We start from the raw sequence: 12716 nt of genomic DNA, 5'->3' as shown, positions 1-12716 counted from the left end.
GAACATAGTAAAGAAACATAGAATATTCTCTATAAAAATGTATAATGTTCGGGTGTTATTCATATTTTTTTCGTAACTTTGCACAAAATTGTACGTAAACGAAACAATGAAACATATAAGAAACTTCTGCATTATTGCCCATATTGATCATGGCAAGTCAACACTGGCTGACAGAATGCTTGAATATACAAAGACCATTCAGATTACTGGTGGTCAGATGCTTGATGATATGGATTTGGAGCGAGAGCGTGGTATAACGATCAAGAGCCATGCAATCCAAATGGAATATTCGCATGGCGGAGAGCAATATGTGCTCAATTTGATTGATACTCCAGGACACGTCGATTTCTCTTATGAGGTATCGCGATCTATTGCCGCGTGCGAGGGCGCTCTACTTGTGGTAGATGCTACACAGGGTGTGCAGGCACAGACCATTTCAAACCTCTATATGGCTATTGACCATAATCTGGAGATTATTCCCGTCATCAATAAAATAGATATGCCTTCGGCTATGCCCGATGAGGTGGAAGACGAAATTGTTGATCTCATTGGTTGTGACCCAGAAGATATTATCCGTGCAAGCGGAAAAACAGGTGAAGGAGTACAGCAGATTCTCGACGCTGTAGTGGAACGTATTCCCCATCCGCAAGGCGATGCCGATGCACCATTACAGGCTTTGATCTTCGATTCGGTGTTTAATTCCTTCCGTGGCATTATTGCCTATTTCAAGATTGAAAACGGTGTTATCCGTCAAGGTGATAAAGTGAAATTCTTTAATACTGGTATGGAATATGAAGCCGATGAGGTAGGTGTGCTCAAAATGGACATGATACCACGCAACGAATTGCGTACCGGTGATGTGGGCTATATCATCAGTGGCATTAAAGACTCTAAAGAGGTGAAGGTCGGCGATACCATTACTCATGTGGCACGTCCTTGCGAAAAGGCTATTGCCGGATTCCAGGAAGTGAAACCCATGGTGTTTGCGGGTGTCTATCCCATTGATCCAACTGACTATGAGAACTTGCGTGCCTCTCTTGAGAAACTGCAGTTGAACGATGCCTCACTTACCTTTATGCCTGAGACCTCCATTGCCCTTGGCTTTGGATTCCGTTGCGGATTCCTCGGTTTGTTGCACATGGAGATTGTACAGGAGCGTCTCGACCGCGAGTTCAATATGGATGTTATCACCACAGTGCCCAACGTAACCTATATGTGCTACGATAAGCAGGGGGGAGTGAAAGAGGTGCACAACCCATCGGGATTGCCTGAACCTACGCTCATCGACCATATCGAAGAGCCCTATATCCGTGCTTCAATCATCACTGCTGCCGACTATATCGGCCCTATCATGACGCTTTGTCTCGATAAACGTGGTGAACTGATAGACCAGCAGTATGTCAGTGGTAATCGTGTGGAACTGCATTTCATGTTGCCATTGGGAGAAATCGTTATCGACTTCTATGACAAACTCAAGTCTATCTCTAAGGGTTATGCCTCATTCGACTATCATGTAGATTGTTTCCGACCTTCCAAACTGGCGAAACTTGACATCTTGCTCAATGGTGAACCAGTCGATGCACTCTCAACGCTGACCCATCAGGATAATGCCGTATCCTTTGGACGACGTATGTGTGAGAAACTTAAGGAACTTATTCCTCGTCAACAGTTTGATATTGCCATTCAGGCAGCCATCGGAGCCAAGATTGTTGCCCGCGAAACCATTAAGTGTGTGCGCAAGGATGTGACAGCTAAATGTTACGGAGGCGACGTGAGCCGAAAACGCAAACTGCTTGAAAAACAGAAGAAAGGAAAGAAACGCATGAAACAAATTGGCAATGTGGAAGTGCCACAGAAAGCTTTCCTTGCTGTGCTGAAGTTAGACTAACTAACGAACAAATAAAAATCTTAACTCATATAATAAAAGCCAAAAACGATGACTAATATTGGACTGACGCCACGTGATGTGGCTCGTGAACTGGCACGTCGATACAGTACGATGACACATGACGAACTCGATATGCTGGAAGGTATATTGGTTCCAATGAAATTTCAGAAGGGTGAATACATTCTGCGCGAAGGGGAGGTATGCAAAAATATCTTCTGGATTGTCAAGGGACTGGTGCGACAGTTCTATCATAAAAATGGTAAAGAGTTGACCGAATATATGGCAACAGAAAACACAATCTGTATGGCTATCGAAAGTTTGTTTCATGAGGAACCGTCGAAACAGCAGATTGTTGCTCTTGAACCCACTATCATCTATGCATTGCCAAAGGTTGCGCTTGAGCAAGAGGCTATTAAGAATGTCAATATTCAGATGCTCTATCGTAAGATATTGGAAGAGTCGCTCATCATCTCTCAGAAGCATGCAGATATGCTGCGCTTCGAGACTGCACAGGACCGTTATGCCAAGTTGGTGAAGGAAAGTCCGCAATTGGTACTACGCGCTCCATTGGTCTATATCGCGAGTTATTTGCAGATGACTCCAGAGACCTTGAGTCGTGTTCGTACATCGGCCTTGCTGTAATCAACCGGCAACACCCATATGGAGTTAATCCTCTGAATAGCCATCCTGTCGAAGCCCTGTCATTATATCAATGATGGGGCTCCGGCTATTTAATCAAAATCGATTATTTGGTTGTAACCCAATCGGGCTGATACTGTTTGGGAATATATAAACATGTTGATTTACAGTTCGCACGTGCGCGTACATTATATATATAATAAATCATACGCCAAGCTGTCTGCAAGCTATTATTGCATTGTTTTCCTGCTTTGTTGCTTTCTTTATATGCGTATATCAATAGGGTATTGTGACGTAAAGATATGACGTGTTTTGATTTTTATAGATTAAAATGTATGTTTTTTTTTGGCAATAACACGAGAATAGTGTATATTTGCAAGCGGTTAGACCTCTCTATAGATATTCATTATATGAAACTTATACCAGCTTATAAATTTCTGATGTATCCTGTTGCCCGTACATTCAGACTGGCACTCTTTCTGCTTGTCGCTATAGTTGTGGGTTGTGGAAAACCTGATAAAAAGTTTGTAATAGCTGTATCTCAATGTTCAGAAGATGTTTGGCGCGACAAACTCAACGAAGAATTGAAAACGGGAGAGTATCTCAATGATTCCATTATGGTGAAACTTGCTTCATCCAACGATGACAATGTATTGCAGAATAAGCAAATCAACCAGTTTGTTGATGAAGGCGTGGATTTGTTGATTGTTTCACCAAATCAGTTGAGTGCCATATCAAAGGCTGTAGAACGTGCCTATGACAGAGGTATTCCTGTTATTCTATATGACCGCAAAACCAATTCCGACAAATATACCGCATTCATCGGGTGTGACAATTATGTTATTGGCAAGTCGATGGGTACTTTCATCGCACAACAGCTTCATGGCAAGGGGCGCATCGTGGAAATCCGAGGATCGGAGGGTTCTTCACCTGCCATAGAGCGTCATCGTGGTTTTATGGATGCTGTCAAACACTATCCTGATATTCATCTTGTAGCCTCAGAAGGTGGTGATTGGAAGGAAGAAAGTGGTATAAAGGCCATGAAACGTATTCTCCAACAGACACAGAATTTCGATTATGTGTTTGCTCATAACGACCGATTGGCATGGGGGGCCTATGTGGCAGCCAGACAAATGGGCGTTAACCGCAATTATAAATATACTGGTGTGGATGGCATGGCTACCGAAGGCGGAGGCTTGGAATTGGTGCGCGATGGTGTGTTTGAAGCATCCTATCTCTATCCCACCAAAGGCGATGAGGTCATTGCATTGGCTTTGACGATACTAAACCATCAACCTTATCAGCGTGATAATTACCTAAGCTCTTCCATCATTACTAAAGCAAATGCCGAACTCACCCTTATGGAGGCAAGAGATGCCGAACGGCAAACGCACAAACTAAGAACGCTCCACCATCAAGTAGATAAATATCTATCGGATTATAATGCCCAAAAGGTTCTGTTGATGAGCTTGGGACTTTTCCTACTGGTATGTATTATTGCTGCTACGTTGATATTCAGAAGTTATATTGTCAAGACTCGACTCAATGAGAAACTTGCCAATGCCAATGATGAATTGAAGCGCATGAATGGGGAATTGGAAGATAAGAACGATGAACTGAAACGACTCAACGATGAGGTGATGGAGTTGACCCATTCGCGCTTGGTATTCTTTACCAATATCAGTCATGAACTCCGTACACCATTGACTTTGATAGCTGATCCGGTGGAAATGTTGCTTGATGATCACAATATCAAGGGACGTAGTAGGGAACTACTTGGTATGGTGAAGCGCAACGCATTGGCATTACAGCAACTCGTAGGTTCTATTCTCGATTTCCGAAAGATACAAAATGGAAAAATGACATTGACGCTCAATCGTTTCAATATTGTAGAGGCTATGACCTTATGGGTTGATGACTTCCGACTGACGGCAGAGCGCAAGAATATCCAACTCCACTTCAACACCGAAGGCTTTAAAGCTTCACCGACCATCATTGCCGATAAAGAGAAAGTGGCACGTATAGTATTCAATCTCCTGAGTAATGCCTTGAAATATACCCCGTCTGGTGGCAACATATTTGTTTCGCTTTGTGATGCAGAAACTCCTGATGCATTGCGCATCGATGTGAAAGATACAGGAAAGGGCATTGCACGTGAAGAGGTAACGCAGGTATTTGAACGTTTCTTCCAAGCCCAGGGTGCCGCCAGCGGTACAGGCATAGGATTGGCATTGGTCAAATCCTTTGTGGAATTGCATCATGGTGAAGTATGGGTGGAGAGTGAAAGTGGCAAGGGTGCCGACTTTATTGTGGTTCTGCCTCTTACCCAAGAAGGTGAAGTGGAACCAGAAGAGTCAGAAGGTAACATAGCTGTTGATGAGAGTAGCATGCAGTATATTGATGACGGAGACAAACTGCAGGGCAAGGTTCAGCAATTGGTAAATCCCGATACCGACCGTCCCACATTATTAATTATAGACGACAATAATGACATCCGTCAGTATGAACGTACTTTGTTGCAGGACGATTACTTTGTATTGGAAGCAGCTGATGGCAAGGAAGGTCTTGATGTGGCAATAAAGGAAGTACCCGATTTAGTAGTATGCGATGTGATGATGCCCGTTATGGACGGTCTCGAATTTACCGAACGTTTGAAGACCAATACTGCTACATCGCATATTCCCGTCATCATGCTGACAGCAAAGAATCTGGAAGAACAGCGAGCAGAGGGTTATGAGCATGGGGCAGACTCCTATATCACCAAGCCATTCCATAGTAAGGTGCTTCTTGCTCGTATCAACAATCTGTTGAAGCAACGCCGATTGTTGAAGTCGCTGTTCAAGGATATTACGCAGGCCGATGAACAGACGATAGACCAATCGTCCATGGATGATCGCGATAAACAGTTTATGAAACAGTTGCACCATATTATTCAGTCAAATCTCTCGCGCAGTGAGTTTGGTGTTGAAGATATTGGTAGGGAAATCGGTTTGAGCCGTGTACAACTTTATCGCAAGGTGAAGGCCATGACAGGTTCTTCGGTTGTTGACCTGATGCGCAAGGCAAGGCTCTATAAGGCCAAGCGCCTCTTGGAGAGTCGTAGCATGAGTATAGCAGAAGTTGCCTATGAAGTAGGTTTCTCAGCACCGTCTTATTTCACCAAATGTTTCAAAGATGAATATGGTATGTTACCTGGTGAAGTAGGGTAGGGTTGGTTGTAACTATATGAAAACCATGCATTAAAGTTGGTATTTAATGATAAAAATCGTTCATGGACTAATAAAAATGTTACCATGAACGATTTTTTGTATCCGATGAAATGATTTTTATGTACGGTGTTCTATTCGTATCGTAAATTTGCAGCAGAAATCAAACAACAATGCTAACAATAAAAAACGTAACGATTATGAACACCTTATTCAATGGTAAATTTGCAACCGTCACAGTGCTTACAATTTCATTATTAAATGTAGCGGCAGTTTTTGCGCAAGACGACAATGCCAATGCCAAAGAGGAAGGCAACCGCAATGTAATGCTCAATGCTGCCAGTGCTAATGGTCCACGTGAGATTCAAATCGGACTTCCCTCTGCCGATGTCAATGTGTTGGAGAACGGTTTGCCTGTCACCTATGCCACCAATCCCCATTCAGTTAACACTATTTGGCGCGGTGATGCCAGTTTGAGTCACCAAGGATTGCTCAAAATAGCCGAAACAGCCATCACCACCGGTAATATCGGTTATGCAGTCAATTCATTTACCCAGAAGGGACAAAAGGGATTCAATGGTACGTTGAACTATAAGAGCAACCATTTCGGACTGCAAGAATTCTCTTTGAATATGAATGGCGACTTGGGTAAAGACTGGTACTATAGTATGAATATGTATCAGGATTTCGATCCGGGAACCTTCAAAATCAAATCCACTCCTTATCAAGACCGCACTCAAATCTATAAGGCACTCCTTACTAAACGCTATAACGGCAACCGTGGTGAATTTACCGCTATGTACAAATATGCCAACAGCCATAATGTATATAACTATGCCACTCAGAGTGCTTCCTTTGTCTATGTGGGTGATGGCAGCGTGAAAGAGTATGGCAAATTCAAACTCGGTACTACTTCTTATCTTCCCACAGATAACAATATGACCTATCGCAATATGCGTACAGGAGAGTTGGAACAGACCACACTCTACGATGCTTGCTTGAATAAAGCCAGTGAGGTGACACTGATGAACACTTATCGGTTTGACAATGGCTTGAATTGGAAGGCTACTTTGAAATATGACCACTCTCGTGGTGCCATGGTGTTTCAGACTCCTATGGCTATTATCGACTTGAAGAGCGATGACAACCAAGGCAGATATCAATATATGTATCGCGATATTGACGACAAGACTCAGGCCTACGACGGACAGTATGTCCAGACCCGCATGTCATGTCTCAATGCCGGAACCATCGACGAGGCTCTCTTTACTTCTGAACTTTCTAAGAAGTTCCGCAATTCAACCCTTCGATTGGGCATCAACGAGTGGTTTTATCATATCGACTATTGCTCAAACACAACCATGTACGATCAGAGCGTGCCAGCAGATGGCAGTTATGCCGTTCGTGTATGGGATGCCAACCAGCGCAACAGTTATTTCTATGACTTCAACAAGAACGCTTCAGAATATTATAAGGGAAGTGAAAATAAATTGGCACTCTATTTTACCCACGATTGGGATGTGACCAAGAAATTGAATCTCTACTATGGTGCTCGCTTGGAATGGCAGAAACTGAAGGGTGAGAATGCAGCAGTGAAGAATGCTCAGGGTGAGTTTGTCGGTCGTTTTGCTGACTATCATCTCGGTGCTACAGCCGCTGATGGAACCAAGATAGCTCCTGTAGATTTGAACTACAACTGGGTGAACTACGATTTCTCGCTGGCAGCAACTTATAAGTTGACCAATAAGTTTGGATTCACTGGCGATTTTACTTATATCGTGCAGCATCCTAAGTTTGAGGCATTCGCACCAGCAACATTGCCTAATACCGATAAGATCTCAGTGCCACTGGGACGTGCAGGAATCTATTATAACAATTCATGGTTGAGTCTGACCTCGTTGTTCTCATACATTTCAAAGACGAACAATAACTCAACGCTCAATTTGCAACATGGCAGTGAAATCAAGGCAGCACCTTTGGCATACGATATCCAGACTTGGGGCTGGACAACTGATGCAGTGGCTCATCCTTTCAAAGGATTTGATTTCCACTTCCTCTTCACTTATCAGAAACCTACCTACAAGAAGTTTGAAACCTCTGTAACTTTCAACGATGGCTATATTGGTACAATCAATGCCACAGGCAATATTGTTGCTGAGATTCCTCAGGTACTTATAGAATTGGATCCTAGCTATATGATAACCAAGAATATCAAGCTTTGGACCAGTTTCCGTTACTTCAGCAAGACCTATGCCAATATCAATGAGGCATATTACTTCAACGGTCACTGGGAAACCTTTGGCGGTATCAACTGGCAGGCCACCAAGCGCCTCGCACTTGGCTGTACAGTAGTAAACTTCCTCAATCAGACTGGTGCTAAAGGCAGTATTGCCGGTGCCGAACTTATTACCAAGGATGAAGCCAAGGGTATTAAGAATCAAATCATGACAGGTAGTTATCTCCGTCCATTTACTGTAGAATTCTCAGCATCGCTGAAATTCTAATCGCTTCAATCTTTATAACATTATCGACAGCCTCTGTATAGTATCACCCCATTAGTTGTCAGGCCCTAATTAGGATAACATAGATTCAGGATAACACAGATATTGATATCAATTACGTTAAACAGGATATGGTTGTAATGCATAAACACAAAAAAAAGAATATTCATATATAATACACCTTTCATACGGGTGACTGATTCGGGATGTTACTTATACAGAACTGTTGATAACACAAGAAAAACAGAAATCCAACGTTTATATAGTACAATCCTAAAATACTAACACAATGAGAACAAACAATTTCATCAAAGCATCTTGCCTGCTACTGATGGCATCTGCTTCTTCTGCTTTCGCACAGAAAATGAGTATCGAACATAAAGGTGACACCACTGTCATCAAGGTTGAAAACCCCACTAAGTATCTGCTGCTCCCCGTCCAGGAAGAAAAGGATGAAGCACAAGTGTTACTCGATACAGGTAGCAAGGATGATACTTGGATGGATGTGCGCCTGGCACAGAACGGTGCTGACTATTACGTGCCATTCGCCTTGGGTAAGGGAAAAACTGCAACGGTTAAGATTCTTGGTTTGAAGAAAGATGCTTTGGCTGTCAATCTGATGAAACTCAACGATACATTCGATACCACCAACACCGATTACTATCGTCCTTCTTATCATTTCACTCCGCTCTATGGCTGGATGAACGACCCCAACGGCATGGTCTATAAAGACGGTGAGTATCATCTCTACTTCCAGTATAACCCCTATGGAAGCAAGTGGGGCAATATGCACTGGGGACACGCAGTCAGCAAAGATCTCGTACATTGGGAACATCTCGCCCCAGCTATCGCCCGCGACAATATGGGCCATATTTTCTCAGGAAGTTCTGTCGTTGACAAGCGCAATACCGCAGGCTATGGCAAGGATGCCATCATAGCGCTTTATACTTCAGCAAGTGATAAAAACGGTCAGATTCAGTGCATGGCATACAGCACCGACAACGGTCGTACTTTCACCAAGTATGAAGGCAATCCTGTGTTGACACCATTCGATGGCTTGAAGGATTTCCGTGATCCGAAAGTGTTCTGGTATGAGAAAGGAAAGTGTTGGTACATGATCGTTTCTGCCGATAAAGAGACGCGTTTCTATAAATCAAAGAATCTCAAGAAGTGGGATTACGTCAGTGCCTTCGGCAAAAGTATGGGTCAGCAACCTTGTCAGTATGAGTGTCCCGACTTTTTCCAGTTGCCTGTCAATGGCGATAAGAAGAACAAGAAATGGGTGATGATTATGAATATCAACCCCGGTTGCTGGTTTGGCGGTAGTGCTACTGAGTATTTTGTTGGCGATTTCGATGGTAAAAACTTTATTTGTCCCGATGCTAACGATGTAAAATGGCTCGATTGGGGTAAGGATCATTATGCAACTGTTACCTTCTCAAACACGGGTGATAGAGTATTGGCGATGACCTGGATGAGCAACTGGCAGTATGCCAATCTCACTCCGTTCAAGCAGAATCGTGGTGCCAACGGTTTGCCAAGAGAGTTGAAACTCTATGAGATGAACGGCAAATACTATGTTTCAGAAGATGTTGCCCCTGAGGTTTATGCCTTGAGAAAGGATACTAAGGATATCGCTGATGCTACTGTGGCAGATGCCAAAGAATTGAAGAGTGCTGTTGCCAATATGGAAGGCGCCTTCGAGATTGAGGCTGATGTTACTCCTGATGCCAACGGTATTGCAGGTATTGAGATCTCAAATAACAAACGTGAGCGTACCCTGATCTATTTCGATATGAAGCAGGGCAAGGTAGTGATGGATCGAACCGAGAGTGGCTTGACCGACTTTGGCAAGCAGGCAAGTCCCCATGATATCGAATTAGCATGGGACAAGCAACTTGTTGCAGAAGGCAAACAACCAGTCCGCATCACCAATTCTATCAACTATAAGAACGATTTCTCCCTTGCCACATGGGCACCACTGACGCTATGCGAGGATGGCAAGACCACTTATCATGTTGATATCTTCGTAGATAAGTCATCTATCGAACTTTTTGTAGATGGCGGTCGCATTGCCATGACCAACCTTGTGTTCCCTGTTGAACCATACGAGAATGTGAAACTCTATAGCAAAGGCGGTAAGGCAGAATACAAGAATGTAAAGCTCCACAAGATTGCATTATAATGATTGTAGCACTATAAACATCAAAAAGCAATGGTCTTCCCTAACTGGCAGACCATTGCTATAGAAAAATAAACAATGAATAAATCATCTAAGTTGACCCTTATCCCGGTGATGCTCTGTTTCTTCGCCATGGGATTTGTAGATCTGGTAGGCATTGCTTCTAACTATGTAAAAGAAGATCTCGACCTCAATGATGCTACTGCTAACCTGTTTCCTTCGCTGGTATTCTTCTGGTTTCTGATATTCTCCGTGCCTACAGGCATGTTGATGAATAAGATTGGACGCAAGCGCACTGTGCTGTTGTCGCTCATCGTGACTGCTGTGTCGCTACTGTTGCCTATCCTTGGCGAATCGTTCGAACTGATGTTGGTATCGTTTTCGCTGTTGGGCATTGGTAATGCACTGATGCAAACATCGCTCAACCCATTGGTTTCGGTGGTTGCCACCGGCAAACATCTGGCATCCACTCTGACTTTTGGCCAGTTTGTCAAAGCCATTGCGTCATTCCTTGCCCCATACATTGCCATGTGGGGTGCCATTGCCACCATCCCCACATTCGGTTTAGGTTGGCGTGTGCTCTTCCCCATTTATCTCGTCATCGGCATTGCTGCCACGGTATTTTTGGCAGGAACACCTATTGAGGAAGAAGAGATGGATGGTGGAGTTTCTGGTTTTGGTGAATGTTTTCGATTGTTGGGCAAACCCATTGTTCTGCTGTCGTTCATCGCCATCATGTGTCATGTGGGCATCGATGTGGGCACCAATACCACCGCACCAAAGATTCTGATAGAGCGTCTGCAATGGACATTGAATGAAGCAGCCATTGCCACCAGCCTTTATTTCATTTTCCGCACCATTGGTTGTTTCACCGGTTCATTCTTCCTTCGCATATTGAAACCACGTTTGTTTTTCGCCATTAGCATCGTGATGATGGCGCTGAGCATGATAGGCTTGTTCGTCGGCGAGAGCAAAATCATCCTTTATATCGCTATCGCTTTGGTAGGTTATGGCAACTCCAATGTCTTCTCCATCGTATTCTCCCAGGCCCTTTTGTCAGTTCCAGAGAAGAAAAACGAAGTGAGCGGTTTGATGATTATGGGCCTTTTCGGCGGTACTGTATTCCCACTCATCATGGGTTTTGCCAGCGATGCCGTAGGTCAGGTGGGTGCCGTTGCTGTCATGGCAGTGGGTGTTATCTATCTGTTCTCTTATATCAATAAGGTGGAAATGTAATAGCTTTGTTGAACTTTAAACAATAGAACATAAATTATGAATACTACTTTGAAGAAAAAATACTGTGTAGGATTGGGTGAAATCCTTTTCGATGTGCTTCCTACCGGATCACAATTGGGCGGTGCTCCTGCCAACTTTGCTTATCATGCTGGTCAGCATGGCTTGCCATCGGTAGCCGTTAGTGCTATTGGCAACGATGTTTTAGGCACTCAGGCTCTCCGCTTGTTGGATGAGAAACAGCTCAAACATGTATTGCCTGTGGTAGATTATCCCACAGGTACGGTACAGGTGGAACTTGACAAGGACGGCGTCCCCACTTATGACATCAAGCAAAATGTGGCATGGGACAATATTCCCTTTACCCACGACATTCGTGAGGTGGCAATAGGTTGTGGTGCCGTTTGTTGGGGATCGTTGGCACAGCGCAATACGGTCAGTCGTGATACCATTTACCGCTTTCTTGACTATACTCCAATGGATTGTCTGAAGATTTTTGATATCAATCTCCGTCAGAATTTCTATTCGAAAGAGGTGATTTGTGAGAGTTTGAAGCGTTGCAATGTTTTGAAGATCAACGATGAAGAACTTGTCACAATAGGTCGCATGTTTGGTTATCCCGGTCTTGATATCGAAAACAAATGCTGGTTGATACTCGGCAAATACGATCTCGATATGTTGGTATTGACGTGTGGCGTGAACGGCAGTTATGTGTTTACTCCTGGCAATCTGTCTTTCCAAGAAACTCCAAAGGTGGAGGTTGCTGATACTGTTGGTGCTGGCGACTCGTTTACAGGCACGTTCTGTGCATGTATTCTCAAGGGCATGAGTGTGCCCGAAGCCCATAAGCGTGCTGTTGAAGTGAGTGCTTATGTCTGCACCCAACAAGGTGCTATGCCGGAAATACCCCAAGAACTTTTAGGATAACACACAAACATAGTTAACGTGAGTTCGACGAAATATAAGTGTCTAAAAATTTGGTGATTAGCGAAAATTGTTGTAACTTTAAGGTGCTAAAAAATCAAAAGTTTACAAACAATAATCGCTATGATCACCGAGGACAAAGT

7 protein-coding genes are annotated in these 12716 nt (G+C 43.6%); all 7 read left to right on the top strand.

The window, feature by feature from the left end; translation table 11 throughout:
- Positions 1 to 106 precede the first annotated feature (106 nt).
- The 7 genes from lepA to CIK90_RS07915 all read left to right on the top strand — a co-directional run bounded on the left by lepA (position 107) and on the right by CIK90_RS07915 (position 12576).
- Positions 107 to 1888, top strand: a complete 1782-nt coding sequence (gene lepA, locus CIK90_RS07945; protein ID WP_094390661.1) for a translation elongation factor 4 — start codon at positions 107 to 109, stop codon at positions 1886 to 1888.
- A 48-nt stretch (positions 1889 to 1936) separates the two neighbouring features.
- Positions 1937 to 2530 (top strand): Crp/Fnr family transcriptional regulator, encoded by a 594-nt coding sequence (locus CIK90_RS07940; RefSeq protein WP_094464844.1) that lies wholly within the window; start codon positions 1937 to 1939, stop codon positions 2528 to 2530.
- Between the two features lie 407 nt (positions 2531 to 2937).
- The gene (locus CIK90_RS07935; protein WP_094464842.1) at positions 2938 to 5736 is read left to right on the top strand and encodes a substrate-binding domain-containing protein; all 2799 of its coding nucleotides are present in this window, start codon (positions 2938 to 2940) and stop codon (positions 5734 to 5736) included.
- A gap of 197 nt (positions 5737 to 5933) precedes the next feature.
- Positions 5934 to 8237 (top strand): TonB-dependent receptor, encoded by a 2304-nt coding sequence (locus tag CIK90_RS07930; RefSeq protein WP_094464895.1) that lies wholly within the window; start codon positions 5934 to 5936, stop codon positions 8235 to 8237.
- Between the two features lie 286 nt (positions 8238 to 8523).
- The gene (locus CIK90_RS07925) at positions 8524 to 10419 is read left to right on the top strand and encodes a GH32 C-terminal domain-containing protein (protein WP_094464840.1); all 1896 of its coding nucleotides are present in this window, start codon (positions 8524 to 8526) and stop codon (positions 10417 to 10419) included.
- A gap of 75 nt (positions 10420 to 10494) precedes the next feature.
- Complete coding sequence (locus CIK90_RS07920) at positions 10495 to 11652, top strand: MFS transporter (protein WP_094390657.1); 1158 nt, start codon at positions 10495 to 10497, stop codon at positions 11650 to 11652.
- Positions 11653 to 11688: 36 nt separating this feature from the next.
- Positions 11689 to 12576: a carbohydrate kinase gene (locus tag CIK90_RS07915; protein WP_094390656.1), complete on the top strand. Its 888-nt coding sequence runs from the start codon at positions 11689 to 11691 to the stop codon at positions 12574 to 12576.
- The last annotated feature ends 140 nt before the right edge of the window (positions 12577 to 12716 follow it).

Source organism: Prevotella sp. P5-126 (assembly GCF_002251185.1).
Taxonomy (GTDB): Bacteria; Bacteroidota; Bacteroidia; order Bacteroidales; family Bacteroidaceae; genus Prevotella.
The sequence above is the reverse complement of the archived record's forward strand: the minus strand, read 5'-3'. Positions and strand labels throughout refer to the sequence as shown.